This is a genomic window from Mesorhizobium hawassense (assembly GCF_003289945.1).
In the GTDB taxonomy this organism is placed as follows: domain Bacteria; phylum Pseudomonadota; class Alphaproteobacteria; order Rhizobiales; family Rhizobiaceae; genus Mesorhizobium; species Mesorhizobium hawassense.
In genome coordinates, this window is the sequence record NZ_QMBP01000025.1 from 33,713 (window position 1) to 60,157 (window position 26,445).

Here is a 26,445-nt window from a genome sequence, read left to right on the forward strand (position 1 = left end):
AACCACTTGGCTAGAATGCGCCCACGCCGCTTACAGTGGCGCCGCGGGGTTCGATCGGCTGGGTGGGGTTGGAATTGGTTCGAGCATGGCTGAAGCCGTCCTGGTGGGCGCCCGCCTGCTTCCTGCTGCCGCTCCTCCTTGCCGTGCCGGCGGCGGCCGCCATTCAGGAATATGACGACCACCCGGCCTGTGACGGAAAAACGATCGACCAGGCCCGGCGCATCGTCGCCTGCACGCAGATCATCGAGGACAGGTCGGAGACCAAGCACAACCGCTCCATCGCCTATATCATTCGCGGCAATGCCTTCAATGATCGGGAGAACTATTTCCTTGCCATCGACGATTACGGTCGGGCGATCGAACTCGACCCGACAAACGCGGATGCCTACTACGACCGGGGTATTGTCCGGGCAAAGGCAGGCCAGATCGATCTTGCGATCGCCGACTACGGCGAGGCGATCAAACGCGAGCCGAAGCGACCTGACGCCTATTACAACCGCGGCCTCAGATGGATGGACAAGGGCGACAACGACCGCGCCATCTCCGATTTCGACGTCGTGCTCGGCCTCGAACCAGCCGATGCCGGTGCATATTACAGCAGGGGCAATGCCTGGCTGGACAAGAAGGAATTCGATCGCGCTATCGCCGATTTCGACCAGGTGCTGAAGCTCGCTCCCGGTGATGCCAACTCATATTATTTTCGCGGCCTCGCCCGACTGAACAAAGGCGAGAACGACCAGGCCATCGCCGACTTCGACAAGGTGGCCGCCCTCGCGCCGGACTATGCGCCGGCCTACTCCAATCGGGGCCAAGCCTGGCTGGGCAAGGGTGAATTCCAGCGGGCGGTCGACGACTGCGACCATGCGATCAAGCTCGACCCGAAGGATGCCGACGCATATTATTTTCGCGGCCTCGCCTTCGCCGGCAAAGGCGACAATGACCGCGCCATCGCTGATTTCGACGAAGTGGCCGCCCTGGCGCCGAAGTTTGCCGGCACCTACTACCATCGCGGCCGAGCCCGGGCCGGCAAGGGCGATGCCGACCGGGCGATCGCGGATTACGACAAGGCGATCAGCCTCGATCCGAAGGATCCCGACGGATATTACTATCGCGGTCTGGCCTTCGCCAAAAAGGATGACGACGACCGTGCCATCGCGGATTTCGACAAGGCAGTCGAGGCTGGTTTCAAGGAGGCGGTGATCTACGTCGACAGAGGTTCGGCCTGGAGACGGAAAGGACAGTACGAGCGCTCCGCGGCCGATTACGATCGCGCTGCCGCCATCAGTCCGAACAATCCGCTCATTTACGTTCTGCGCGCCATAACCTGGGTACAGGCAGGCAACTATGAGCGCGCCGCGGCCGATTGCGATCAAGCGATCAGCATCGATCCAAAAAGTTCGGATGCCTATGGCGTCCGCGCCTCGATCTGGTCGCGAAAGAAGGACTATGAGCGCGCGATTGCCGATTACAACCAGGCGGTCAGTCTCGACCCCGCGAATGCGAGCAACTACTACGACAGGGGCCTGGCCTGGAAAAAGAAGGGCGATTACGACCGGGCGATCGCCGACTACGACAAGGCGATCAGCCTCAATCCGAAAGATGCCAAATATTACGACGACCGCGGTCTGGCCTGGCGGCACAAGGGCGATCTCGACCGCGCGATGGCCGATGCCAATATGGCGATCGAGCTCGACCCGAAGGATGGCGGCGCCTACAACGATCGCGGCCTGGTCTGGGCCGCAAAGGGCGACGACGATAGCGCGATGGCCGATTACGGCAAAGCCATTGCACTCGATCCGAAGCAAGCCAGCGCATTCTACAACCGAGGCAATGCTTGGGTGCGCAGGGAAAATTACGATCAGGCCATTACCGACTACAGCCGGACGATTTCCATCGACCGCAAAGACACCAGCGCTCTGGTCAATCGCGGCGACTCCTGGTCGCACAAGGGCGAAAACGAGCGCGCGCTGGCCGACTTCGATCAGGCTCTCGGGCTCGATCCGACCAATCCCAGATACTACCATGGCCGCGGCAATGTCTGGCTCGCGATGGGCGAATACGACCGCGCGATCGCGGACTACGCTCGCGCGTTCGAACTCGATCCTCGAAACGCCCGAAGCTATGACGGCCGCGGCTTCGTCTGGTTGACCAAGGGCGACTATGCCCGCGCCGTCGCCGATTACGACAAGGCAATCACACTGGACCCGAAGATTGCCTACGCCTATCTCGGCCGCGGCATCGTCAGCTTCCATTCCGGCGCGGCGGGCAAGGCTGCCGCCGATTTCCGGCGGGCCGCCGCGCTCAAGCCCAACGACGCCTATCTTGCGATCTGGCTCTATCTTGCCGAGCGGCTGGGCGACGGCGCCGGTCACCTGCGCGAGGCGACGGCCAAGCTCGACATGAAGAAGTGGCCGGCACCGGCGGTGCGCATGCTGCTCGGCGAAACAAGCCTGGCGGAGGCGCTCGCGGCAGCCGAAGATTCGAATCCGTTCAAGCAAAGCGGCAATCGCTGCGAGGCGACCCTCTTCGCAGCCGAGCTCGCGCATGTTGAAGGACAAGGCGACGAAGCGCTGCGGCTTTATCGCGGCGCAGCCAGGGACTGCCCCAATGCCTATTACGAGAGCGCCGCGGCCAAAGCCGCGTTGCACGAGTTGGCGCCATGAACGCGAAGATGAACACGCCCTCCCCGCTGCGGCTGGGCTTGGGATCGAGCGGGCTCCCCTTCGGCCGGCGCTTTCTGGCCGCCTGCGCTTTCCTGCTCGCCTCCATGCTCCCCGCCCTCGCCGCCAGCAGCGACTGCGTCGGCGACGACGAGGTCGATCAGACGGTGCGCATCCAGGCCTGCACGCGCATGATCGACGACGCGACGGAGCCGCGCCGAAACAAGATCGTCGCCTATTTCAAGCGCGGCAATGTGTGGGCGGCACGGCAGGACTACGACCGCGCCATCGCCGACTTCAGCGCCATGATCGGCCTCGATCCGACCGAGGCCAACGGCTACTACAACCGTGGAATCAGCTGGATCTTCAAGGGCGATCAGGACGGAGCAATCGCCGATCTCAGCCAGGCGATCAGCCTCGATCCCAAGAATGGCGAATATTACTACAATCGCGGTGTTGCATATTCCTACAAGGGCGAGGATGAGCCTGCGAGAGCGGACTACGACAAGGCGATCGGGCTTGATCCTGGAAACGCGAGAGCCTTTCACAATCGCGGCGTGATCTGGACGCATCGAGGCGACAACTACCGCGCCATTGCCGACTTCGACGAGGCCGTCAGGCTCAACCCAAGCGACGTCGCTTCCCTGAGCAGCCGGGCGGACGCCTGGGCCGGCCTTGGCGACGAGGCACGGGCGCTGGCCGACTACGAGAAGGTGATCAACCTCGATCCGGCCAATGCCCATGCACATTACCGGCGCGGCAACGCCCGATCGAAAAAAGGGAATTATGACGGTGCCATAGCAGACTACACCGTGGTCGCCACGGTCGATCCGAAAGATTCCACTGTCTACTATAACCGCGGTCTCGCCTGGTCGGGAAAGCGCGATCTTGACCGGGCTCTTGCTGATTTCGACACCGAGATCAGCCTCGATCCAAAAAACGCCCAAGCCTATCTGATGCGAGGCGCACTTTTCACAGATAAGGGCGACAGCGACCGAGCTATCGCCGACTATGACGAAGCGATCGTCCTCGATCCGAAACTTACGGATGCCTATCTTAGTCGGGCATTTGCCTGGTCGCGAAAGGGCGACGACGATCACGCGATCGCCGATTTTACCAAGGCAATTGGCGGCTCTGAAGCAATGGCCCTCCGCGTCGGCGCGCGCGGCTCTGCCCTCATCTTCGGCGCCAGAGGCTCCGCTTGGGCGAGAAAGGGCGATTACGACAGCGCCATCGCCGATTACAGTCGTGCCATCGAACTCGATGGCAAGAACGCGGCCTTTTACAGCAATCGTGCCGGAAACCTGGCTGCAAAGGGCGACTACGCCAGAGGCATCGCCGACTACGATCAGGCGATCGGCCTCGATCCGAAACTTGCCAGCGCCTATAGAGGTCGAGGCATCGTTCATTTCTACGCCGGCAGTCTGACCGAAGCGCTGCGCGATTTTCGACAACTGGCCGCTGTAAGCCCCGATTCCTATTCGGCCATCTGGAGCGAACTGGCGGAACGGCGCAGCGGCGGAACAGGCCATCTAAGGCAAGCGATGGGCAGCATCGACATGACGAAATGGCCGGCGCCGGTGGTGCGCATGCTGCTCGGCGACGAGACACCGGCCGAAACGCTGGCGGCGGCCGAGGACCCGAACCCGCAGACCAGGCGGGGGCAGGTCTGCGAGGCCAACCTGTACGCCGCCGAGCTTGACCGGTTGCAGGGGCATGATGACGAAGCCTTGCGGCTCTACCGGCAGGCGGCGAGCGATTGCCCCAAGACTTTCCTGGAATCCCGCGCCGCTATCATGGCTTTGCACGCACTCGGCGCTTCGCCGTGACGATCGGAACTCTATAGCCTGAACGTCGATGGCGAGCGTCTTATGTGAGCCAGGTCATAGGAACGCCGAACAGCGTCTGCTATATTAGCGGCTCTTCACGGGACGGGGGTCTCGCATGAGGTTCATCGCGGTGCAGGAGCCGCCCGGCAGCAGCTGGGCGGTGTTCGATGCGGGCAATGGCGTGCCGGCCGAATATGCCGGCCGGATGCTGATCGGCTTGACGTGGCGCGAAGCCCGCTGGTTCGTCGCGATGGGCAACGACCAGTCCGGCTGGCCGCAATACAGCAGGCCGGCCACGCAGTTGCGGCTGGTTGAAGGCTGGCGGGTCTATTCCGATCCGGGAAAGGCACGGCCAAACAAGCGGTTAAGGAGTCGCGCTGCCGGATTGATTCAGGCTGTGCGGCCGCGGCCCCTCACGGCGCCGGCGCGTAGCGGCTCACCACCATGCCGCTGGCATAGGCCTTGGAGCCGAGGAGTTTCAGCCTCGCAAATCCGCCCTGGTCGAAGATGCGGCGGCCTGCGCCCAGCACCGCCGGATTGACGAAGAGCTGGAACTCGTCGACCAGGCCGGCGGCGACCAGCGCCGAGGCAAAGCCGGCGCCGCCGAAGACGGCGATGTCGCCGCCCTCGCCTTGCTTCAGCGCGTCGACTTCACGCGGCAGGTCGCCGCTGACGACCCGCGTGCGTTCCCAGCGCGATGTTTCGAGCCTGCCGCTCGCCACCACCTTCTGCGCATCGACGATGCGCTGGGCGAAGGCATGGAAACGATCCTTCGGATATTTCCTCGCCGCGTTGCTCCAATGGGTCAGATATCCCTCCTCAGCCATCTTGCGGCTCAACAGGATGGTGTCGATGGTTTCAAAGACGGCGTTGAAGTCCTGCTTGAGCTCATCGTCCCAGGCGCTGTCATCGCCCCACTCCCAGAGCTGCCAGCTGTGGTCGCCATCGGCACCGACAAAGCCGTCGACCGACACCTGCATCTGTAGGATGAGCTTTTTCATCTCCGGTCTCCTCGCAATCGATTTATTTTTGGAACTGTTTGACGCACGGCAAGAATGATGTCAATAGTAAAGTGATTTAAAAATGGAAGCGTACCGATGTCGATCAAGGGACGGTCCGGCTGCCCGATCAGCCTCTCGCTCGAACTCCTGGGCGACCGCTGGACGCTGCTCATCATGCGCGACCTAGTCTTCGCGGGGAAAAGGCATTTTCGCGAGTTCCTGCAATCCGACGAAGGCATCTCGTCGCGCACGCTGGCCGAGCGGCTGCAGACGCTGCAGGACGAAGGCATCCTTACCCGCAGCGGTGACCCTACCCACGGGCTGAAGGCGATCTACCGGCTGACCGAAGCCGGTATCGACCTGTTGCCAGTGCTGGCGACGCTAGGCGCCTGGGGCAGCAAACACCGCAAGGCCGACGACACGCTCGCCCGGATCGCCGACGATCTGGCGGCAGGCGGCGCGCCGGCGCTCATGCGGATGCAAGAGAAGCTCAGGGCCGAGCATCTGGGGTAGCCGACGCGCAGACCTCCCCGCCCCACGATAGTCAGGCACGCGGCTCGTCAGCGCGCCGCTTTGCGTGGTACGCTGAGTGTATCGAGACGTTCCTGCAGATGGCCGTTCAGCACGATCATCTCCTTCAGCGCCTTCACCGGGTCGCCCTTATGCTGGGCGATGAAGCTCTCGGCGACCGCCTGAAGCGCGGTTTCCTGGCGACCGTCCAACCTCACGATGTGATCCATAGTGCCTGCTCCTGTCGCTTACATTAGTAAGTGAACAAAAAGGGAACAAAAATGTCAAGAACGAATTGACTTGCCGAGGAATGCGTTCTTATTTTGTCAGGAGATGGGGCGGTTGCTCGGTATCAGGGAGAGCCGCGTTGGGCAGACGGAAAAGCCGCTATGACAGATTGTTCCCTTCGGACGCGGAGGCGATCATTCGCGACGCGCTGAAGCTGCGCGAGACGGTGCTGGCGGCGCAGCGCAACCTCAAGGCCAATGGCGAGATGTACTGGCGGCTCAATGGCCTGGTCGAGCGGCTGCACGAGGTGATGGGCGCGGTGGCGGGTCGGGAACCGGATTTCCGGACTGCCCAGCTCGGCCTGTTGCCGTTGCCCGAGGACTATTGCGACCGGACATGACGGATGGCTGGATCCATGGACAGCGTCGGCCGCGCCGCCAAGGCCAACATGCTGCTCGTCGTGGAATGCCGCCACTGCTACCACGCCGGTCGCTTCAGGGCGAACGACGTGGCCAAGGTGGTGGGCTGGAACAAGCCGCTCGAAGCCATCCGCTTCCGCTGCAAACGCTGCGGCCGCAAGGACACGGAGGTCAAGACCCAGTTCATCGACCAGGACCATCCGCCCAAGGGCTATATCTGGGTGCTGCAAAAGGCGCGGGGGTGAGGGTTGCCCAAGCCAATACCCTCCCCTTTCGTCCCCTTTCGTGGAAGCTAAAACAATGATCCCTGCGCCGGTGGTTCGGCCGGGAACTTGATCTGCGTCGCCGGCTTTTCCACGATCACCAGTGCATCGTCCGGCGCCGGCTGCTGCAGCTTCTTCGCCTCCGGCCACGGCGCGGTCAGCCACAACTCGGTCTGTTCCTGCGTCGTCAGGATCACCGGCATTGCCTTCTCGTGGATCGGCGCGATGAGCGCGTTGGGCCTCGTGGTCAGGAAGCCGTAGAGCTCGTGATCGCCCGGACCTTCCTTCACCTTGCGCACGCCATGCCAGGGGGTCCACAGGCCGGCGAAGAAGAACAGCGGCCGCTCCTCGCTAAGCGCGAACCAGAAGTTCTTCTGGACGCCGGTTTCCGGATCCTTGTCGCCCGGCCTCGGCGATGGCTCTGCGAAGCTCGTCACCGGCACCACGCAGCGGTTCTCGACGCCGAGATAGGGCAGCCAATGGGCATATTGCGGATTGCGGATGTTGGTTGTGCCGGAATCGGCGTTGCCGCGCACCCGCTCGGCCGGCGTCGGCATGCCCCAGCGCAGCCTGGCGAGTTCGCGGCTGCCGTCGGCGGCGTTGCGCACGACAGGCGCGGGCTGGTTGGGATAGATGTCTACCGACGGCTCCAGGTTGCCGGTGATGTCACGCAGCGCGCGCGTCCACTGGCGGATCGCCTCCTGGCTGGTGGTGATGTTGTAAAGATTGCACATCGGCAGCGTTCCCCGTCCGCCGATCTGTTTCCCGCATTTTCACACGAAGCGCAAACCGCAGCGCTTTCTGACCGCGATAAGCGTCGATCATCTCAGCGCGTCCGCCTGCCGCGCCGCGTCGGCCCGGCCGGCCCCTCGGCCGGCGGCTCCCCCGGCAGTCCCAATCGCAGCCGCTCCTCCTCGGCGAAGGTCTCGGCCTGCGCGTTAATGTCGAACACCTGTTGCGTCAGCCTGCCGCCGTCGACGATGCGCACGATCCATTGGCCATTGATGGCCTTTACGCGGACACTGTCTGGTTCTCCCGTTACCATGTACAGCTCCTGCTCGTTAGAGCGTTTCACCGTTCTACGGAAACGGCGAACCGCTCTATCTTTTGTTTCGACGTAATTCCGAACGGAAAACCGCTCACACTTTTCCTGGAATTGCTCTAGCCGAAGAACTGCTGCCTCCCACCCCCTATGATCTAGCGCGTTCGAGGCCGCCGAAAGAGCCGTATTTATTGGCCTTTAGTGCAAAGCAGCTCGCCGATATTCAATATATTTCCGAGGTATATTAAATAAAAACGATTTGAGGCAGTGCGGTCCCTACGTCCCGCCGGCTCAGCAGAATTCGACTTCGAGGTGGCGTTCGGCCTGGGCGACGATGCGGCAGCGGGTTTCGAAGGCGTCCGAGCGGATCTGCAGGCTGAAGGTCTCCGGCACGCCGACCGCGCTGGTGACGTCGAGGCCGGCGCCGTCCTCGCCCAGCGTGCGCACCGTGCAGTCGATCGACGACATGCGGTTGTTGAAAAGGATGCGCCCCGCTTTCAACACGCGGCGGCGCGGTCCGGCCGGAGCGTCGTTCGGCGGGCGCCAGGCGACGCAGCGGTTGCGGCCGCCGGCCTTGGCTTCGTAAAGCGCCGCATCGGCATTGGCGAGCAGCGCGTCGATGTCGCCCGTGCGGGCATCGAGCGCCGCCATGCCGAAGCTCGAGGTGACGGGAACCGCCGTGCCGCCGTTCCTGATCGCAATCCGCTCGATCGCCTCGCGGACCTTTTCGGCGACGCCGCCCATATGCGCGCGATCGGTATGCGGCAGGATCAGCGCGAACTCCTCGCCGCCCAGGCGGCCGAAGATGTCGGTGCCGCGCAGCAGGCCGCGGCAGGCCGCGGCAACGGCGGCCAGCACCTTGTCGCCGGTGGCGTGGCCGTGATTGTCGTTGATCGACTTGAAATGATCGAGGTCGAAGGCGATGCAGGCGAGGCCATGCTTGTGACGCTGGGCGAGCGCCAAGGCGCTGGCGGCCCGCTCCTTGAAGGCGCGCCGCGACAGCGCGCCGGTCAAGGCATCGACGGAAGCCAGCTGCCGCAGTTCCAACTCGTCCATGGCGAGCGCGGCGAGATCCGACAGGATGGCGCTCTCGCGCTGGCTGAAGGCGCGCGGCTCGAAGCCGATGGCGCAGATGGTGCCAATATTGTGGCCGTCAGTGGTGCGCAGCGGCACGCCGGCATAGAAGCGGACCTGAGGGGCCGCCGTCACCATGGGGTTCCGCGCGAAGCGCGCATCGTCTCGCGCGTCGGGCACCACCAGCGGCATCAGGTCCTGCATGGTGTATTTGCAGAAGGTCTGGTCGCGGCTGACCTCGCGATTCTCCAGCCCTTCATAGGCCTTGTACCATTGCCTGTGGCCGTCGATCATCGAGACGATGGCGACCGGCAGGTCGAAGATGTTCCTGATGAGCCTGGTGATGCGGTCGAAGGCCTCTTCGCGCGGCGTATCGATCACATCGAAGCGGTTGAGCGCATCAAGGCGTTCGGCCTCGGCGAGGTCTTCCGTCGCCAGCGGCGGCGTTTCCATGAGCACCCGATGCATCGCGTCAGCCTCAATCCTACCCGCCCGGCGGCGGAGGATGCGTGGCAGGACTGAACAATCGGTAAAGGCGTGGCCGTATGCCGATAGCGTGGAGTGCCGAGAAATTTGCGGGGCGGCAGCGGCCCGGCAGCCTTGGGGGGGTGATACTGGGTTCGGCGGCCGGGCCTGACCGGAGTTTGCGAGGCCGCCGGCTATCAAAAGGATGCGCTTGCGCCCAAGCAAGGGCAAGAACGACCTAGGCCCTAGGACCAAAGCAGCAAAGGCTGCAGGGCCGAGAGGGACCAATTGTCATGGGCCAATGGCGATCGGATCGCCCGGAAATAACATGCAGCAACAGCCGCCCGCGTCAAAAGCCGAGGAAATGCCTGCCCACGAGATAGCCAACTGCGGCGACGACCAGCGGGAACAGCGCCGGCGCGGCCCTGCTGAACAGCGAGGGGTTTATCTCCTTGGCGGGAGCGCTGGGTTTGGCATTGCCGAGGTTTTTGGTCATGAAGCTCATTACCGGTTGGGGCTGGCTGCCGGCTGAGTCAATAAATTAGAAACCGCTCATTAAATTTCCGGCAAGGCCAACGCTACAATTCGCGGCAATTTATCCCGATCGCTGGGTGCGCTCGGCAAGCGCGAACGCCTGAAGGTTGCGCGACTTGCCGGGATCCTCGTCGGCATTGGCGATGATGGCGTGGAAGGCCGCGCGGGCGATGTCCTTCTTCCTGGCATCGGGGTGCTGCTTGCGCACCGCCTTGACCAGCTCTTTCGGCGTCATGTCGGGGGTGACGAGGCGCATCAGCGTATCGCCTATGGCCTGCAATTGGCTGGCATCCATAACGATGAACCCTGTTCTGGCGGCGTCAGCCTAGCATATAGCCGGGCGAGCGCGTCACTTTTGTGATGCGCCGATCACTCGCCAGCAGCCGGCGCACTGACGGGCGCTCAGAGTATCCTTGTGGCGAAGGCGTCGAGCCGTGAATTTTCGCGATAGGCCAATCGCACCGCCAGCGCACCAATAGTTGCGGTAACGGCGCCGCCGATCACATCGCTCACGTAATGCGTTCCGATGAAGACCCTGGACCAGCAGATGATGAACGCCGCCACGAACAGCGCCAGCGCGCGGCGCGGCAGCGTCTGCATGGCGAAGGCGGCGACGATCGCCATGCTGGCGGTCGCGTGATCGGAGGGGAACGACCAGTCGGCGCTGGGCGCGATCAAGAGATGCGTGACGCCGGCGTCGTAAGGCCTGATACGGTGGACGAAGAGCAGGATCGCCTGGTTGATCGCCAGCCCGAGCAGAAAGGAAAGGCCGGCGGACAGGCAGGCATGGCGCACATGGACGCGATCGTTCCTGGACCACCATTGCAGGGCAACGGAAATCACCATCAGCGGCACGCCGAATTGTGAGATGGCGATCATTGTCCTATCAAGGAGCGGGCTGATGCCGGCGGCTGCGTTGATCCAGTGCGTGAGAGAAACGTCCATTCTTATCTGATTTCCCTGGCCAATAGTGAGGTCGATCGTTGAAGCCCGCCGGCGAGCACCGCATTCACCAGCTCTTTGAGGTCAGTGTATGGCTAAAAGGTGCCCATGCCTTGATCGAGTGTGTCGGCGGCATCCTGCTTTACCTCGTCACCACCGAAACCATCGCTTCCTGGGTCAACATGTTCACCCAGGAAGAACTGATCGAGGATCCCAACGACTTCATCGCCGGCCATTTGTCGCGGATGGCCGCGGGGTTCTCCGTCGCCAGCAAGGAATTCTATGCCTTCTACCTGCTCAGCCACGGCCTCATTAAGCTCCTGCTGGTCATCGGGCTGCTGCGCGGCAAGCTGTGGTCCTACCCTGCCTCGCTGATGGCGCTCGGCGCCTTCATGGCCTACCAGCTCTATCGCTATTCCTACACGCATTCGCCCGGCCTGCTCGTGCTGACCGTCTTCGACGCGATCGTCATGTGGCTGATCTGGCAGGAGTGGAAGACGGTGCGCCGCCATATCGCGCCCTAGACCGTGAAGGCGTTTGAATCGCCATCACGGCCTAACTCTTTTGCTGGAGCATGATCTTTCTCCGAAAACCGGTTCCCACTTTTCGGGACCATGCTAGCCGCGCCCGGCCTCATTCGGTTTTGCGTCGGAACTTCGAATGGCAGCTGGTGCAATCCTGCAGGATAAGGTGCAGCAGGTGCTCCGCCGGCATTTTGGCCGGATCGGCCTCGGCGGCGCCAGGGCGCTTGCCGAGAAGGCTGCCGCCGTCCATGGGCGGGCCGGTCATCCGCATGTCGGCGGTGATGGCGGCCGGCGCGTTCCCGGCCTTGGCCGCGAGCGCGTCGGCGAGCCGGCCGATATGGCGCGCGAGCGCCTCGAATTCCGGCCGGGCGTCGTCGATTTCAGGCATGGCGGCGGACGGCGCCCCAAGCGTGCCATGCGGGAATTCGCCAATCAGGGCGCCGGCGCGGGCGTTCAGCGTGTCCGCCGCCTGCTTGAAGGCCGCCGGCTCATAGGCGCGCTTGCGGTCGAACATTTCGGCGATCGCCCTGGCGGCGGCGGCCATCTCTTTCATCGAGGCCTGGCGCGCCGCCACGACGGGATCGCCCGGACCCGCCGCCGACGACGGAGCAAGGATCAACGGGCCGGCCAGCGCAAGCATCGCCGCCGCGACAACGACGCGGACCCTCATGCCTGGACGTCGAGGATGCCCATCATGCCGAGCTGCTCATGCTCGAGGATGTGGCAGTGATACATGCGCGCGCCCGGCCGCTCCTGACGCGTGAGGAGCCGCACCGTCTCGCCACGCGCCACGTTGACCGTGTCCTTCCACGCCAGATAAGGCGGCTTGGCGAGCTTGCCGTCGCGCTCCCGCTCGACGACCTGGAACTGCGTGCCGTGGAGATGGAACGGATGGTCCATGTCGGCCTGGTTGACGATTTCCCAAAGCTCGGTGTCACCTGCCCTGGCGACGATGTCGACGCGCGCCATGTCGAACGCCTTGCCGTTGATCAGGAAACCCATCTCCATGCCGGCGGGATTCATCGCCATCGTCTCGGTGAAGACGAGACGGCGGCTGACAGTAGGGGTCCCAAGCGGCGCGATCGGCCGCAGCCGCTCGGGCAGCGGCGGCATCGCCTCGGCCGGTGCGTCGGAGACATCGACCGTCAGCAGTGTCAGCCCGGCATCCGCCGGCCGGCCCGGCCCCATCCAGCCGCGGTCGTAGGCGAGCGTGGTGAGGCTGGCGGCGCCCGGCCGGTCGAAGGCGACGACCAGCTCGACGCGCTCGGCCGGGCTGAGCAGGATCTCGTCGGCCGCCACCGGTGCCTCCAGGAGACCGCCGTCGCTGCCGATCACCGTCATCGCGGCGTTGGCGAAGGCGAGCCTGAGGAAGCGCGCATTGGTGGCGTTGTAGAGCCGCAAGCGCTGCTTCGCGCCCATCGCCACCGCCAGCTTCGGGTTCTTCTGGCCGTTGACCAGCACATGGTCGCCGACGCGGCCGTTCATTGTGTCAATCATGGTGTTTTCAGGCATCGAGCCGTCGGCGGAGAGGCGAAGGTCGGTGAAGACGAGCGCGGTGTCGCCATAGGCGGCCGGGACCGGATCGGCTTTTGCCTTGACGATGAAGGCGCCGGCAAGGCCGCGATAGACCTGCTCGGCCGTCCGGCCATGCGGATGCGGGTGATACCAGTAGGAGCCGGCCGAGCCTTCGGGCAGATCGAAGGCGTAGACGCGGTCGGCGCCCGCCGCCACCGGATCCATCGGGTTGCCGTCCTGGCCGGCGGGCACCGGCATGCCGTGCCAGTGGATGGTGCTCTGCTCGCCCGCGATCCGGTTGGCGAAGGTGATCTCGACGCGTTCGCCTTCATGGGCCTCGATCAGCGGCCCCGGGCTCGTGCCGTTGTAAGCGAGGATCGGGGTGTCCTTGCCCTCGACGAAGCGCGCCGTGGCGGGCCCGGCCGTCAACCTCGCCCTGAACAGGCCGGGCCGACCGGCCTCGTTGGCAAGCAGCGGCAATTCACGCAGCGCCTCGCCCTCGGGCAGCGCCGCTGGCGCATGCGCCATGGCGCCCATGTCATGGCCGGCATGACCGCTCATATCCATGCCGGGCATGGAGTCCATGTTCGACATGCCGTCCATCTTCATCTGCGCGAGTGCGCGAGAACCCGACAGAACCGTCGCCAGGCCTGCCGTCAGAAAACCGCGTCGGTGCATCTTTTTCTCCTCGAGCGTGATTGGGAAGGACGCCGCCGGGACGATCCTTTCAACACGCTACGGGTTCCAGCAACTGGAAGGTCAAGCGGAAATCGAGAGGCCGGCGCGCGGCCATGCCGGGTTTCGCCTGGCCCAAAAAGAAATGCCAGGACAGCCGCGCGACCTTCATTCATTGCCGTTTTTTAACCTCAATCGGCCTCTAGCCGGCTGACGACGCTGCGGTTCCGGTCTTCACGGTTTCTTGACACAGGCTGGAAAAACGGGCAGCAAAGCGGGTGAGGAAGAGCATTTCTACCGTGGCGCAGACCATGGAGAGCTCTTTTTTCGTATGGACCATCGCCAAAATGGCGATTGGTGGAGGGATTGGTTAACCAACTTTGTCCATCTTTTGAATCAATCGGCAACAGACGCGTGAAGGTGCAGGGGGCACCAGCGAACTGTGATCGTGACGGGTGCCAGGTCCGCAAACCGGCATGCCGATTGAGAGTGGTCGTATGGCGTTTTTGCGTTTGAAAAACCGGGGTGACGCTCCTCATGGGGGGGTAACTTCGAAAAAGTCTGGTCATCGTTGGGTCCTGGTGCCTGCTGTCGGCGCCGCCCTCGCCCTATGGTCCGCCGCCACTTTGGCGGGGCTCTATTCGGTGAGCACCTCGCTGACCGCCGCTTCCAACGGATTGCCGCAAGGCCTGCTTTCGCCGCGCACCATCGCGCTTGGCGACCAGCGCCGGCAGATCGCCAATGCCTGGGCGCCGCGCCTTGCCGCCAATGGCGGCTATAAGGCAGGCTCGCTCACCGGCGGCTGCGACACAGGTTGCTTCAGCCTCGCGACAAGCTTTAGCCATGGCGACCAAGCCCCTGAAAAACTGAAGAATAATGGCCATGACGGCAAGATGGCGCGCCTCAAACTGCCGGCGCCGGACAGCGTCGCGCAGGAAAAGGTCGTCTTGGTGGCTTCGGCCGCCGGGGCCGCCGATCGTTTCGACGGCGTGGTGAAGAAAGCCGCGCTGTCGCCGCAGAAGCTTGCCGATGCCTTTGCCCGCGCCGAGAAGGCGCCGTTCCTGCTTGCCAGCCTGCCATCGGCCAGCCGCTTCGGCGGCGCAGAGCCGGACGCCCCGGCGGAAGCCCGCTTCGGTTCGCAGCCGGCCGAGACCGCCGGCGCTTCCGACCTGGCGCTGGCGCTTGCCAACATCGCGCCGGAAGATACGGCGGATGTTGCGACCGCCGTCGCGCTGCAAAACAGCGACGCGCCCGATGTCGCCGACAATGCGGAAAAGAGCCAGGACGGCGAGTATCAGGTCGCCTCGCTGCCGCCGCAGGACGATTTGCCCGACAGCATTGCCGTGCCCGGCCTTCGGCCGCGCACCACCCTTCAGCGCGCCACCGAGGCGCCCGAACAGAACGCGACCAAGCCGCAGAAGCCCGAGACCGCGAAGCCGCAGGCCGCCAAGGCCAAGCCGCAGCCGGCCCCAACCGACACCGCGCAAAGCGCGTCGACGGCCGTCTCGCCGAGGAGCGGCGACCAGGCCCTGCCGGGCGTAGCGAATTCGAAGCCGATGGTGGCCGACTCCAAGCCCGCCAAGCGCAAGGCGCAGGCATCAGAGATGCTCGCCTATGCCAAGCCGGACACCCCGGAGCGCGGTGGGATGGGCAACGCCTTCCGCAACCTGTTCAACGGACCTTCGACGGGCAATGGCGTGGCCGTGTACGATATCTCGGCCAAGACGGTTTACATGCCGGACGGCTCCAGGCTCGAGGCGCATTCGGGACTGGGTTCGATGGTCGACCAGCCGCGCTTCGTCAACCGCAAGAATGTCGGCCCGACGCCGCCGGACACCTACAATCTGTCGATGCGTGAATCGCGCTTTCACGGCGTCGAGGCAATCCGGCTGACGCCGGCCAGCGGCGGCAACAAATATGGCCGCAACGGCCTGCTCGCGCACACCTATATGCTGCGCGGCGGGCGCGCCGAGTCGAATGGCTGCGTCGTCTTCAAAGACTATCACCGCTTCCTTGCCGCCTACAAAAGCGGCAAGATCAAGCGCCTTGTCGTCGTCCCGCGCCTGACACGGTCCCCCACCCAGGTCGCCCAGGAAGGCCGCCAGGGCTAAACGCCACCGGAGCCGGCGCGCTGGTCGCCGGCACATGTTGATTCCCACTTGCTGATCCGAAGGGCCTGGCGCCAAACGCGCCGGGCTGTTGCCGTCGCAACTGATCGCGACAGTCGCTACCTCAACCGTGGCAGCGATAACGACCCTTCCCAGGATATAGATATGGCGCGGCCCGGGCTTGCGGCAAGACCCCGCCCATGGCGTATCAACGCTGCTCCGAAAAAAGACAACGGAGCATGGAATGCGGATTTTGTTATCGACTTACGGCTCGCGCGGCGACGTCGAGCCGCTGGCGGCGCTGGGCGCGGCATTGCGGGCGCATGGCGCCGAAGCCAGGGTGAGCGCGCCGGGCGACGATGAGTTTGCCGCCCTCGCCGCCCGTGCCGGCGTGGCTTTCGTGCCAGCCTTCGCGCCGGTGCGCGAATGGGCGAAGGAAATGATCCATCGGTCGCGATCGGCCTCGCCCGAGGACCGGGCCAGGCTCATTTCCGGCCAGGCGGCCGAGATCGTTGCAAGGCAATATGCGGCGCTGAGCGCGGCCGCCGAAGGCTGCGACGCCGTGGTGGCGTTCGGCCTGTTTCCGTCCTGCGCCGCCGCGCGGATGGTCGCGGAGCGACGCGGCATGCGCTACATGCTCGGCACGTTTTGCCCCATCTGGCTGCCGTCGCCGCACAACCGACCGCATGAGTATCCAAGCCATCCGCTGCCGATCGGGGTGACCGACAACCGGCTGTTGTGGGAAACAGATATCCGGACCAAGAACGCGCTGTTCGGCGAGGCGATCAACGGCCACCGTGCCTCGCTCGGACAGCCGCCGGTGCAAAATATCCGGGACTATGTCTATGGCGATACCGTCCTGCTCGCCTGCGACCCGGTGCTCGGGCCATGGCTGCCGTCGGACCTGATCGACGCGGTGCAGACCGGCGCCTTCATCCTGCCGGACGAACGCCCCCTCCCCGACGGGCTCGAAGCTTTCCTCGATGCCGGCTCGCCGCCCGTCTATGTCGGCTTCGGCTCGATATCGGTCGCGAGCGAAGCCGGCCGCGCCGCCATCGAGGCGATACGCGCCAAGGGCCTTCGCATTGTGATCGCGCAGGGCTGGGCTGGGCTCGGCCGCATCGACGATGGCGACGACTGTTTCGTGACCGGCGAGGTCAACCAGCAGGCGCTGTTCGGCCGCGTCGCCACCGTCATTCATCACGGCGGCGCAGGCACCACGGTCGCCGCCGCGCGGGCGGGAGCGCCGCAGGTGATCGTGCCGCAGATCGGCGACCAGCCTTACTGGGCAAAGCGCGCCGCCGAGCTCGGCATCGGCGCCGCGCATGACGGCCCGGTGCCGACGAGGGCATCGTTGTCGGCGGCGCTGGACAAGGCGCTCGCGCCCGAAACCCGCGCTCGGGCGAATGCGGTCGCTCGCCTGATCCGCGCCGACGGCGCCGAGATGGCCGCAAAGCTGTTGTTGGAGACGATGGATCGGCGTGGACGTTTGAGACGATCGGCTGGTGACTGACTATTGCGTGAGTTCCGCCAGCGCCCTTTGCAGGGGCGCCGGCGAGACCTGGATCGGGCCGGAGAAGGGGCTGTCCATGTCGACGATCAAGTAGATCGCCGCGGCCGCCAGCGCCCCGGAAACGAGGCACGTGAAGACGATCGTTCCATTGCGCGGTGCCCGGAAGCCGAAGCTGGCGAAGATCAGCGTCAGCCAGGCGACGAGCAGGACGATCAGCGGCGCGGGGATGGCGCCTTCGGACTGCTCGGCAAGTATCCAGCGTTGCTCGATCACTTTCTGCAGCTGCTGTGTTGCGGCCTGCTGCGCAGCGATCTGCTTGGCATCGGTAGGCGTCAATCCAGCGACGATGTCGCCAACCTGATTGAGCAGCAGTTCCGACAGCCTGCTCGGGACCACTGTCGTGTCGCTGTTCGCGGTCGAGGTGTCTACGACGCGCTGCACGTAGGCGGTGAGCGACTGCCGGGCGCTGTCCGTCTCCGGTCCGTAATGTCGGAGCGTTCGGTCGAGCAGGATAAGATCGGTGGCGAAGGTGTGGACGTTGCCGTTGATGGACTCGAACGTGTTCTTGGCCGAGTTGATCATGAGGCCGAGCATCAATGAGGACATCACCACGAAAAGGTTCGCGGCAAGCCGCACCACCGCGCTGGTGTCGTCCCCAAGGTGGTGAGCGGGGAAGCGCTCATGCACCATCAGGCCGACCAACGAGGCCCCGGCCAGACAAGCAAAGATCGCTGCTCCTACAAGCACTTCGCCCATGAGTGACATTTTAGCCAAGGCGCGGCCCTTGCCAATTGCCCGTGGAGCGGTTGAATCGACATCATAGCATAACGGCGTATGTTGTTGGCCGGCAGGGAGCATTTGCGCCGGGCTCCGCGCGCCGTGGAACGAAGGTCGAAAACCGCTTCCAATACTGGTGCAAGACGCTATCTATGACGCCGGGGCGGCTCCCAATCATTCACGAGGCTATCCATGACAATTCGCGCTGTCGTCTGGGGCGAGAACATCCATGAGCGGACCAATGAGGTGGTCGCCGGCATCTATCCGGAAGGCATGCACGCGACGATCGCCAAGGCGCTCTCCGCCGACAAGGCGATCTCCGCCTCGACCGCGACGCTGGAGCAGCCGGAGCACGGCCTGCCGGAAGCCCGCCTCGCCGAGACCGACGTGCTGGTCTGGTGGGGCCACAAGGACCATGGCGCGGTCGCCGACGAGGTGGTCGAGCGGGTCGCGAAGCGCGTCTGGGAAGGCATGGGGCTGATCGTCCTCCATTCCGGCCATTTCTCGAAGATCTTCAAGCGGCTGATGGGCACCTCCTGCACGCTGAAATGGCGCGAGGCCGGCGAGCGCGAGCGGCTTTGGGTGACGAGCCCGAACCATCCGATCGCCGAAGGCGTCGGCGAGTTCTTCGAGCTCGAGAACGAGGAGATGTATGGCGAGCAGTTCGCCGTGCCCGAGCCGCTGGAAACCGTGTTCATTTCCTGGTTCCAGGGCGGCGAGGTTTTCCGCTCCGGCCTGACTTACCGGCGCGGCGCCGGCAATGTCTTCTACTTCCGCCCCGGACACGAAACCTATCCGACCTATCATGATGCGATGGTCCAGAAGGTGCTGCGCAACGCGGTGAAATGGGCGCACAACCCGCAAGGGTCGAACCCCGCGATCCTCAAGGCGCCGAACGTGCCGGTCGAGAAGGCGCTGGAGCCGATCGAGGAGCGCGGCGGCAAGCTGCATGCGCATGGCGAGGCCGGCTTCCGCTAAAAAGGAGCAACCGTTCTTCGTCCGGGATTGCGTAGAAATCCCGCCTGGCTCACATTCCCTCAAATCTTTGAATCGAACCAAATCGCTCGGAGGAGCAAAAGATGCGGCTTTTGATACTGGGGACCGGCTGGATGGCGCAGGAACATGCCCGTCGCTTCGGCGCCATCGAGGGTGTCGAGCTGGCGGCGGCCGTCGACGTCGATGAAAAGCGCGTCGGCGAGTTCGCGGACGGCTTCAAGATCCCGAAGCGTTTCACCTCGCTGGAGGCTGCGCTCGACTGGGGCGATTTCGACGCAGTCGCCAATGTCACGCCAGACCGCATCCACCACCCGACCACCATGGCGCTGGTCGCCGCCGGCAGGCCGGTGCTGTGCGAGAAGCCGCTGGCGGAGAATTTCGGCAAGGCCAGCGAGATGGCCGATGCCGCGGAAGCCGCCGGCATCGTCAATATGGTCAACCTCACCTATCGCAACGTCGCCGCGCTGCAGAAGGCGCGCCAGATGGTGCAGGCCGGCGAGGTCGGCACGGTGCGGCATGTCGAGGCGTCCTATCTGCAGAGCTGGCTGGTGTCGAAATTCTGGGGCGACTGGCGCACCGATCCGAAATGGCTGTGGCGGCTGTCGCGCGGCCACGGCTCCAACGGCGTGCTCGGCGATGTCGGCATCCACATCCTCGACTTCGCCAGCTATGGCGCGGCGCTCGACATCGACCATGTGTTCTGCCGGCTGCGCGCCTTCGACAAGGCGCCGGGCAACCGCATCGGCGAGTACCAGCTCGACGCCAATGACAGTTTCGCCATGACGCTCGACTTCGCCAACGGCGCCTTCGGCGTGGTGCATGCCAGCCGCTGGGCCACCGGTCACATGAACGAATTGCGCCTGCGCATCTATGGCGACAAGGGCGGCGTCGAGGTGGTGCACAATCTCGAAGGCTCGGCTCTGAAGGCCTGTATCGGCAACAACATCGAGAGCGCCAAATGGGAGGAGCTCGACGCCGGCACCGTGCCGACCAACTACCAGCGCTTCGTCGAGGCTGTGAGGAGCGGCGTGCAGGCCGAACCGACCTTCCGCCACGCGGCGGGCCTGCAGAAGGTGCTGGACCTCGCCGTGGTGTCGGATGAGAAACGCGCGGAGTTGAGGGCCAAGGCGGATACGCAGTAATGTCCCTGCAGGGAGGAGCCTCTATGGTCACGCGTCGCGCCGAATGTTCCTGCGGTCAGTTGTCAGCCACGTGCTCGGGCGAGCCGGTCCGCATCTCGGTGTGCCATTGCCTGGATTGCAAGCGGCGCACCGGCAGCGCCTTCAGCTACAACGTCCGGTTTGCCGAGGCTGACGTGTCGATAGAGGGGCGCGCCCTCGAGTTCACGCGCGTCGGCGAGCTGGGCGGCCGCGTCATCTACAGCTTCTGCCCGGACTGCGGCACCACCGTCCACTATCGCATCGACACGCAGCCCGGCCTTACCGCCATTCCGGTCGGCGCGTTCGCGGACCCGTCGTTTCCGCCGCCCTTCCAGTCCTTCTACCACGACAGCCGCCGGTGCGAATGGGTCGAGATCAAGGCCGAACCGCTGGCGACGTTCGGTTGAAGACGCCGGGTAGAAGTAGTGGCAAACGCGGATACGCGGCGGGGCCGAAACTGCTGATCTCCCCCCTCGCGGGGGAGATTGGCTGTCATCACGCCCCGCGATAAATCCCGACCGCTGCGGCGACCAGCGCGGCGTTGCCGTCCGCCACTGCGCCGTCCGGCAACTCCTTGCCGTCCTCCAGCCCGACCCGCGTCGAAAACTTCCGCGCCGCCGCCCTTTCCACGAAAGGCCACACGGTCGCGTTCTCGCCATGCAGCAGGATGGAGCGGCGGATGCTGGCGCGCTCCAGCACCGTCTCGATGCCGTCGGCGACGGCGAAGGCCTCGTCCAGCGCCTGCTCGGAAATCTCGATCAGCACGCGCAGCACCCGGCCGCCATGGTCGAGGCCGACCAGCCGCTCGGCGTCGGCGATGGACGCCAATCCAGCCTCGATGCCGATGCCGCGTTGGCGCAGGCTTTCCATGACGACGGGCGCCGCCGTCTCGCTGAGATTGACCGAGGCATAATCGGGCAGCTCGCGCCAGCCGGAGATGGCAACCAGCGTGCGCAGATCATCCTTCTCGATCCAGGCGCCGGTGGAGACGCCGATCAGCGTTCCAGGACAGGCACGGCGGAGCACCGCGACCGTTCCGTCCATCGCCTCGGGCGCCAGGCTCTCCCGGCCATCGGCGCCGCGCGCATGCACATGCAGCTCGGCCGCGCCCGCCGCCATCGAGGCCGCGGCGTCGCGCGCCATCGCCCCGGGGTCGAGCGGCAAAGCGGGATGAAAGTCGGCGGGTCGGGCGCCGTTGATGCAGGCCTGGACGATCATCTATGCGGCAATCCTGTTTCGGGCGGCGAGAGCCTAGCGCAGGATCGGATTGGCCGGAACCGGAGCGATCAAATCTCCTGACAGGCCGCACAGCAATGTCCCTCTGGTCGGTGGGCCAGAGGGTAAGCTTTCATGGGCGATGGCGAACTTCGAAATCCGTTACGCCGGCACGCGCTTCAGCGCCTGCGCCATGCAGTGGATGCCGCCGCCGGTCTTGGAGATCTCGCTCATGTCGACGGCCGCGACCTCGAAGCCGCGCGCCTTCAGCTTTTCGATCAGCGTCTTGCTGGAGGTCGGCGCGATCACCCTGTCCTTGCCGAGAGACATGAAGTTGCAGCCGAGCGCCATCGTGTCCTGAAAGGGCACGTCGATGATCTCGTGGCCCTTGCCTTTCAGCCAGTCGACGATGCCGGGCTCGGTGCAGGCAAGGCAGACGGCGGTGAGCTTCTCGGCGATCGGCACCACCATCAGATCGATATGGACGTAATATTCGTCGATGAAGGCAAGGCGCGTCTCCCAACCCTCCTTGTCGAACCAGGCCTGCACTTGGCGCGCGCCCTCTTCCTGCGTGCGGGCGCCGCCGCAGCCGATCAGCACCACGCCGTCCTCGATGACGTTGAAGTCGCCACCCTCGAAGGTGCCTGCCGTCACCATGTCGTAGATCGGGATGCCGAGCTTTTCATAGGTGCGGATGGCGGCATAGTTCTCGCCGCGCCGCCACCAGTTGGCCATGGCGGTGATGAATGCGCCGTATGGCGTCATGACGCTGGAGTCGCGCGAATAGACCTGCATCGGCAGTTCGGGCGTCGGCTCGTGCCAGTGGATGTTGACGCCGAAATGCTCGTAGGCGGCAACGAGGTCCTTGTGCTGCGCCTGCGCGATCTGGACGTTGCAGGGCGCCTCGCGCAGGTGCTTCCGCGACAGCGAGCTGGTCGACAAATGGCGCAGGAAGTTCGGCGAGCCGAGCAGCACGTCGGTCAGCACATCGGTCTCGTTAGCGAAGCCCCAGGCGGTCAACGGCTTGGTGCCGCCATTGGGGTTGCGGCGCTGCAGCGAGAACGGCTCGGCGACGATGCGGTCATGGACGGTCATGGGGTTCTCCTCGAGCTAAGTTGTTGGTCAGTCATGCGGTGGAAGCAGCCGGAATCCACCAGTCGCGCCCGCGCGGCGTAGTGACATATTCCGGCCAGCGAAAATTGATCGGCGCTTCGTAGTCGCAAAGCGGCGCGATCCAGTTCGAGCCGCCGACGCCGCCGCCGGTTCGCTCGACGAACTCGCCCATCGCGGCGTCGCGCGCGGCCTTGTCCTCGAGCAGGCGCAGCGCCGTCAGCGCGACGGTCTTGGCGGCGCAGGTGACCATCGGGTCGATGGTGGCCGGGATGCCGCCCAGCGCGTTCATCACCCATGCCGGATAGGTATGGCCCTTGGGCGCGCGCAGCGCCGGACGGGCGACGTAGAAGCGCGATGTCGGCGCGTGCCAGCTCATGTCGGTGTAGTCGTCAGAGGTCGAGTTCACCTGCGACGGCGGCAGGTCGCGGCGCAGGATCGCTTCCGCCTCGCGCGGCGTGATCAGCCGCTCCAGCTCATCGATGAACGGGTTCTCCGTCGCCTCGCCGCCGGCATTGACCTGGACCTCGCGGGCGATGGCCCTTGCCTCTTCATTCCACTGCGGCGCGCCGACAGTGGAGAGGGCCGCGTAGGTGATGTCGGCCATGGCGTGGTTGGCCAGGCCCGGCCGCGACTTCGACACCCAGTGGCGCTCGTAGCGGCAGCCGCTCATCCTAGCCGCCGCTTCCGCGTTGCGGTCGAGCACGGCTGTCACCTGCTCGGCCATACGAATAGTCGGCACGCGGATCATGTACTGGATTTCGGCAAGGCCGGCCGGCAGGTTGTCGGCGGTCGCCTGCCCTGCCGTCAGGATCGCTTCGCTGATCGACCAGCCGCCCTGATGGGTCAGCATGGAATCGCGCAGCGCCTTGGAGGCCATATACATCATCATCAGCGCGTCATTGGCGCCGGGCGCCCTGACCGCGGAGTGCGCCTGCGGGATCGGCGCACCGTCGCTTGCCGCGCGGCCCCAATTTTCGGGTTCGTCGCAGACGAAGCGATAGATCATCGCATAGGCCGCGCCGCAATGCGTGTCCCAGCGTGCGGTGTTGCAGAGCGGCAGCATGTAGAAGGGATGGAAGGAGATCATGCCGGCGAGGCCGTCATAATAGCCTTTTGCCGCATGGATCGGCTTCGAACCCCTCACCTTCTCGGCCGGCTCGCCGGTGAAGCGCAGCGTGCCCTTGATGCCGTGCTCCAGCATCGCGGCCTTGGCGGCGAGAAGCCCGCCGAGGCTGCCGATGCCGAGGCCCGAATGCGGATCGGTGTGGCCACCCGCTTCGACACCAAGGCCCGGCCGCGCGCGCTTCACCGTCGCGGCATCCTGGCAATTGCCGGGCACGGCGTCGTACTCGCCATACATGCCGATCACCGGGCCGTCGCCATTGGTCCAATGGGCGCAGAAGGCCGTCGGCATGCCGCCGGAGCCTTCCTCGACCGAGAAGCCCTCGCGCTTCAGCCGGTCGACATACCAGGCCGCCGACTGGTATTCGCGCCAGGCGGTTTCGCCGAAATCGAAGATGGTGCGCGTCCAGGCCGACAGCAGCGGCTGGATACCGTCGATGCAGGCAAGCGCGGTTTCCTGCGCGGAACTCGTCACCGGTTTGTCCATGGTACAAAGAAAGCAGTGAAGCGGCTCGTCAAAAAGTGATATGTTTTCCCGGCTCGTGCAAATTCGGTTCACCTGAGGCCCCTTGCGCATACCATCCACGCAGGCGCTGCGCGCCCTCGACAGCTTCGCCCGTCACGGCAGCGTGTGGCGCGCCGCCGACGAGCTCCACCTCACCCGCAGCGCCGTTTCGCACCAGCTTCGGCTGCTCGAGCGCGATCTTGGCTTCGATCTCTTGCAGCGCATCGGCAAGGGCGTGGCACTGACGCCGCGCGGCCAGCGCTATGCCTCGGACGTTCGCAAGGCGCTCACCGTGCTCGGCGACGCCGGGACGCAGACCAATGGCGCCGGCGTCGGCGGCTCCTTCGCCATCTCCTGCCCACCAGGCTTCGCCTCGATGTTCCTGTGCATCCATATCGGCGAGTTCCAGCAAGTGTATCCGGATGTGGCGCTGTCCGTGCTGACGCCGCGCCGCCTCGACGACGTCTCAAATCCGGACGCCGACGCCTTCATCGCCTTCGGCGTCGGCAACTGGCCGAACCGGGCGGTGGAGTTGCTTTGCGAAGTTTCCTTCATGCCGCTCTGCAGCCCGACGCTGCTCAACAAGGTCGGCGGCTTTGCCAAGCCCGCCGACGTGCTGCGCGCCAACCTGCTGCATCTCAGCGACACCGAGGACTGGGCGCGCTGGCTGGCGCTGTCCAAGGTGGAGAACCCCGATACCGAGGGCGGCATCTTCTTTTCCGACATGAACCTCGTCTTCTCAGCGGCGATCGCCGGCCAGGGCATTGCCCTTGGTGACGAGTTGCTCGGCCGTCGCGCGCTGAGCGAGGGCCGTCTGGTCAAGCCGTTCGAGGCGTCGGTGCCCTCGCCGCGCGCCTATTTCCTGGTGTTCGAGCATGCCAAGGCGAGACACCCGGTGCTCAACGCCTTCAGCGACTGGCTGCGGGCTAAGCTGTCGGAGAGCAGCCAGACGAAGTATTGAGAATGGCGCTCCAACGTCCACCGCCCGTCGCCCACCCGTGAATCAAATTTGCCGATCAGGCGAAAACTATTCGGTTGCGGTGAACGCGCGCCGTGCCTACGATTTCACCGGGAACTGAGGAAAGAGCCAGGATGCAGCAACCCGGCCGGGCCGCAGAGATCAAGGCGAACGGGATCGGTAAGAGCTTCGGCTCCTTCCGGGCGCTGGATAATCTCACGCTCGATATCGGCCGCGGCGAGTTCCTGACGCTGCTTGGCCCCTCCGGCTCAGGCAAGACCACTTTCCTGATGATCCTCGCCGGCTTCGTGCAGCCGAGCGAAGGCAAGCTTTTCAGCGACGGCGTCGACATCACCCACCGGCCGGCCGAGCAGCGCGCCGCCGGCATGGTGTTCCAAGGCTATGCTTTGTTCCCCCATATGAGCGTGGAGCAGAACATCGCCTTCCCGCTCAAGGTGCGCAAGAAATCCGCGTCCGAGATCAAAAGCCGTGTCGGCGAGATGGTCGAGCGCGTCGGTCTCAGGGGCCATGAGAAGAAACTGCCGTCGCAGCTTTCCGGCGGCCAGCAGCAGCGCGTGGCGCTGGCGCGGGCACTGGTGTTCGAGCCGGGCGTGCTGTTGCTCGACGAGCCTTTCTCGGCGCTGGACAAGAGCCTGCGCGGCCAGATGCAGGCCGAGATGAAGCGGCTGCACCAGGAGACCGGCACCACCTTCGTCTTCGTCACCCACGACCAGAGCGAGGCGCTGGCGCTGTCGTCGCGCGTCGCCATCTTCAACCACGGCAAGCTGTTGCAGGTCGGCAGGCCGGACGAGGTCTACGACCGGCCAGCCAACCGCTTCGTCGCCGAGTTCCTGGGCGAGATCAACATGCTGCCGGTGAAGGGCGTACGCCCCGCCGACAATGGCGCCACCGGGCTCTGCGAGGACCGCGCGGTCAACATGCGCTGCAAGGCCGAGGCGATCAAAGGCGACGCGATCCTGGCCATCCGCCCCGAGGACATGTCGATCGCGCCGGAAGCGTCAGTCAACCAGAACGGCATTGCCGCGACCGCCATCGCCTCGACCTATCTGGGTGCTGCGACCAAGCTCGACCTCACCACGCGCCAGGGCGCCAAGGTCACCGTCTCGGTGCCGAACGAGGTCGCGGCCGCGGCCTTGAGCAATGGCAATTCCGTCTGGCTGACCTGGCCGGCGGAAAAGGGTTTCCTCCTTCCGGACGGAGGACAGTAGAGAGCGCCGCCGCGGCCTGAGATCGCCGCGCCGGTTTCCGGTTCAAATCAACGACAACAAGGGGAACT

29 protein-coding genes are annotated in these 26,445 nt (G+C 64.8%); 13 read left to right on the forward strand and 16 right to left on the reverse strand.

All coding sequences use genetic code 11. The features are described 5' to 3' along the window. Positions 1-68 precede the first annotated feature (68 nt). Both DPM33_RS32030 and DPM33_RS32035 read left to right on the forward strand, forming a co-directional pair. A complete protein-coding gene (locus tag DPM33_RS32030) occupies positions 69-2,663 on the forward strand; it encodes a tetratricopeptide repeat protein (RefSeq protein ID WP_167449286.1) in 2,595 nt (864 codons plus the stop codon). Continuing rightward, a complete protein-coding gene (locus tag DPM33_RS32035; RefSeq protein WP_112101367.1) occupies positions 2,660-4,489 on the forward strand; it encodes a tetratricopeptide repeat protein in 1,830 nt (609 codons plus the stop codon). Before DPM33_RS32030 ends, DPM33_RS32035 begins: the two co-directional genes overlap by 4 nt. A gap of 84 nt (positions 4,490-4,573) precedes the next feature. Here the strand turns inward: DPM33_RS32035 and DPM33_RS32040 are convergent, their stop codons facing one another. Then, the gene (locus tag DPM33_RS32040) at positions 4,574-4,786 is read right to left on the reverse strand and encodes a hypothetical protein (RefSeq protein WP_112101368.1); all 213 of its coding nucleotides are present in this window, start codon (positions 4,784-4,786) and stop codon (positions 4,574-4,576) included. Between the two features lie 116 nt (positions 4,787-4,902). After that, on the reverse strand, positions 4,903-5,490 hold the full coding sequence (locus tag DPM33_RS32045) for a dihydrofolate reductase family protein (RefSeq protein ID WP_112101369.1): 588 nt from the start codon (positions 5,488-5,490) through the stop codon (positions 4,903-4,905). 96 nt (positions 5,491-5,586) lie between these two features. On the opposite strand from DPM33_RS32045, the gene DPM33_RS32050 reads away from it, so the two are divergent. After that, entirely contained in the window at positions 5,587-6,003 is a 417-nt protein-coding gene (locus DPM33_RS32050; protein ID WP_112101370.1) for a winged helix-turn-helix transcriptional regulator, read from the forward strand. A 47-nt stretch (positions 6,004-6,050) separates the two neighbouring features. Here the strand turns inward: DPM33_RS32050 and DPM33_RS32055 are convergent, their stop codons facing one another. After that, on the reverse strand, positions 6,051-6,230 hold the full coding sequence (locus tag DPM33_RS32055; protein ID WP_112101371.1) for a hypothetical protein: 180 nt from the start codon (positions 6,228-6,230) through the stop codon (positions 6,051-6,053). A gap of 137 nt (positions 6,231-6,367) precedes the next feature. Here DPM33_RS32055 and DPM33_RS32060 point away from each other — a divergent pair, with 137 nt between their 5' ends. Together DPM33_RS32060 and DPM33_RS32065 are read left to right on the forward strand one after the other, a co-directional pair. Continuing rightward, a complete protein-coding gene (locus tag DPM33_RS32060; protein ID WP_146770359.1) occupies positions 6,368-6,628 on the forward strand; it encodes a hypothetical protein in 261 nt (86 codons plus the stop codon). 3 nt (positions 6,629-6,631) lie between these two features. Then, positions 6,632-6,892, forward strand: a complete 261-nt coding sequence (locus tag DPM33_RS32065; RefSeq protein WP_146770360.1) for a hypothetical protein — start codon at positions 6,632-6,634, stop codon at positions 6,890-6,892. Between the two features lie 47 nt (positions 6,893-6,939). On the opposite strand, the gene DPM33_RS32070 is transcribed toward DPM33_RS32065, so the two are convergent. The 6 genes from DPM33_RS32070 to DPM33_RS32090 all read right to left on the reverse strand — a co-directional run bounded on the left by DPM33_RS32070 (position 6,940) and on the right by DPM33_RS32090 (position 10,970). Then, positions 6,940-7,644: an SOS response-associated peptidase gene (locus DPM33_RS32070; protein ID WP_112101374.1), complete on the reverse strand. Its 705-nt coding sequence runs from the start codon at positions 7,642-7,644 to the stop codon at positions 6,940-6,942. A 92-nt stretch (positions 7,645-7,736) separates the two neighbouring features. Beyond that, entirely contained in the window at positions 7,737-7,955 is a 219-nt protein-coding gene (locus tag DPM33_RS32075) for a hypothetical protein (RefSeq protein ID WP_112101375.1), read from the reverse strand. A gap of 288 nt (positions 7,956-8,243) precedes the next feature. Then, entirely contained in the window at positions 8,244-9,494 is a 1,251-nt protein-coding gene (locus tag DPM33_RS32080) for a GGDEF domain-containing protein (RefSeq protein WP_112101376.1), read from the reverse strand. A 346-nt stretch (positions 9,495-9,840) separates the two neighbouring features. Next, positions 9,841-9,987: a hypothetical protein gene (locus DPM33_RS36465; protein WP_167449287.1), complete on the reverse strand. Its 147-nt coding sequence runs from the start codon at positions 9,985-9,987 to the stop codon at positions 9,841-9,843. A gap of 99 nt (positions 9,988-10,086) precedes the next feature. After that, positions 10,087-10,320 (reverse strand): hypothetical protein, encoded by a 234-nt coding sequence (locus DPM33_RS32085; protein WP_112101377.1) that lies wholly within the window; start codon positions 10,318-10,320, stop codon positions 10,087-10,089. Positions 10,321-10,427: 107 nt separating this feature from the next. After that, positions 10,428-10,970, reverse strand: a complete 543-nt coding sequence (locus tag DPM33_RS32090; protein ID WP_112101378.1) for a phosphatase PAP2 family protein — start codon at positions 10,968-10,970, stop codon at positions 10,428-10,430. A 38-nt stretch (positions 10,971-11,008) separates the two neighbouring features. Here DPM33_RS32090 and DPM33_RS32095 point away from each other — a divergent pair, with 38 nt between their 5' ends. Further along, entirely contained in the window at positions 11,009-11,491 is a 483-nt protein-coding gene (locus DPM33_RS32095) for a DUF2127 domain-containing protein (RefSeq protein ID WP_112101379.1), read from the forward strand. A gap of 109 nt (positions 11,492-11,600) precedes the next feature. Here the strand turns inward: DPM33_RS32095 and DPM33_RS32100 are convergent, their stop codons facing one another. From DPM33_RS32100 to DPM33_RS36470, 3 genes are all read right to left on the reverse strand, one after another. Then, on the reverse strand, positions 11,601-12,161 hold the full coding sequence (locus DPM33_RS32100; RefSeq protein WP_112101380.1) for a cytochrome c: 561 nt from the start codon (positions 12,159-12,161) through the stop codon (positions 11,601-11,603). Then, the gene (locus DPM33_RS32105; RefSeq protein WP_112101381.1) at positions 12,158-13,684 is read right to left on the reverse strand and encodes a multicopper oxidase family protein; all 1,527 of its coding nucleotides are present in this window, start codon (positions 13,682-13,684) and stop codon (positions 12,158-12,160) included. Before DPM33_RS32105 ends, DPM33_RS32100 begins: the two co-directional genes overlap by 4 nt. A 199-nt stretch (positions 13,685-13,883) precedes the next feature. Further along, entirely contained in the window at positions 13,884-14,021 is a 138-nt protein-coding gene (locus DPM33_RS36470) for a hypothetical protein (RefSeq protein ID WP_167449288.1), read from the reverse strand. Positions 14,022-14,262: 241 nt separating this feature from the next. On the opposite strand from DPM33_RS36470, the gene DPM33_RS32110 reads away from it, so the two are divergent. Both DPM33_RS32110 and DPM33_RS32115 read left to right on the forward strand, forming a co-directional pair. Then, positions 14,263-15,792, forward strand: coding sequence for a tlde1 domain-containing protein (locus DPM33_RS32110; protein WP_342634388.1), 1,530 nt, complete (start codon positions 14,263-14,265; stop codon positions 15,790-15,792). 241 nt (positions 15,793-16,033) lie between these two features. Continuing rightward, on the forward strand, positions 16,034-17,302 hold the full coding sequence (locus tag DPM33_RS32115; RefSeq protein ID WP_112101383.1) for a glycosyltransferase: 1,269 nt from the start codon (positions 16,034-16,036) through the stop codon (positions 17,300-17,302). Here the strand turns inward: DPM33_RS32115 and DPM33_RS32120 are convergent, their stop codons facing one another. Further along, positions 17,303-18,058, reverse strand: a complete 756-nt coding sequence (locus DPM33_RS32120) for a bestrophin-like domain (protein ID WP_112101384.1) — start codon at positions 18,056-18,058, stop codon at positions 17,303-17,305. A 213-nt stretch (positions 18,059-18,271) separates the two neighbouring features. On the opposite strand from DPM33_RS32120, the gene DPM33_RS32125 reads away from it, so the two are divergent. The 3 genes from DPM33_RS32125 to DPM33_RS32135 all read left to right on the forward strand — a co-directional run bounded on the left by DPM33_RS32125 (position 18,272) and on the right by DPM33_RS32135 (position 20,642). Next, positions 18,272-19,057 (forward strand): ThuA domain-containing protein, encoded by a 786-nt coding sequence (locus DPM33_RS32125; RefSeq protein WP_112101385.1) that lies wholly within the window; start codon positions 18,272-18,274, stop codon positions 19,055-19,057. Between the two features lie 101 nt (positions 19,058-19,158). Then, positions 19,159-20,217 carry a Gfo/Idh/MocA family protein gene (locus DPM33_RS32130; RefSeq protein WP_112101386.1) on the forward strand — a complete coding sequence of 353 codons (1,059 nt, stop codon included), beginning with the start codon at positions 19,159-19,161 and terminating at the stop codon, positions 20,215-20,217. 23 nt (positions 20,218-20,240) lie between these two features. Next, a complete protein-coding gene (locus tag DPM33_RS32135; protein ID WP_112101387.1) occupies positions 20,241-20,642 on the forward strand; it encodes a GFA family protein in 402 nt (133 codons plus the stop codon). An 88-nt stretch (positions 20,643-20,730) separates the two neighbouring features. On the opposite strand, the gene DPM33_RS32140 is transcribed toward DPM33_RS32135, so the two are convergent. The 3 genes from DPM33_RS32140 to DPM33_RS32150 form a co-directional block, all read right to left on the reverse strand. Beyond that, positions 20,731-21,453: a 3-keto-5-aminohexanoate cleavage protein gene (locus tag DPM33_RS32140; RefSeq protein ID WP_112101388.1), complete on the reverse strand. Its 723-nt coding sequence runs from the start codon at positions 21,451-21,453 to the stop codon at positions 20,731-20,733. 159 nt (positions 21,454-21,612) lie between these two features. Beyond that, positions 21,613-22,545: a dimethylarginine dimethylaminohydrolase family protein gene (locus DPM33_RS32145; RefSeq protein WP_112101389.1), complete on the reverse strand. Its 933-nt coding sequence runs from the start codon at positions 22,543-22,545 to the stop codon at positions 21,613-21,615. 31 nt (positions 22,546-22,576) lie between these two features. Continuing rightward, positions 22,577-24,172, reverse strand: a complete 1,596-nt coding sequence (locus DPM33_RS32150) for an amidohydrolase (protein WP_167449289.1) — start codon at positions 24,170-24,172, stop codon at positions 22,577-22,579. Between the two features lie 82 nt (positions 24,173-24,254). Between DPM33_RS32150 and DPM33_RS32155 the strand changes: the two genes are divergently transcribed. Together DPM33_RS32155 and DPM33_RS32160 are read left to right on the forward strand one after the other, a co-directional pair. Further along, positions 24,255-25,151 carry a LysR substrate-binding domain-containing protein gene (locus DPM33_RS32155; RefSeq protein ID WP_112101390.1) on the forward strand — a complete coding sequence of 299 codons (897 nt, stop codon included), beginning with the start codon at positions 24,255-24,257 and terminating at the stop codon, positions 25,149-25,151. Positions 25,152-25,282: 131 nt separating this feature from the next. Continuing rightward, on the forward strand, positions 25,283-26,377 hold the full coding sequence (locus tag DPM33_RS32160; RefSeq protein WP_112101391.1) for an ABC transporter ATP-binding protein: 1,095 nt from the start codon (positions 25,283-25,285) through the stop codon (positions 26,375-26,377). Positions 26,378-26,445: the final 68 nt, after the last annotated feature.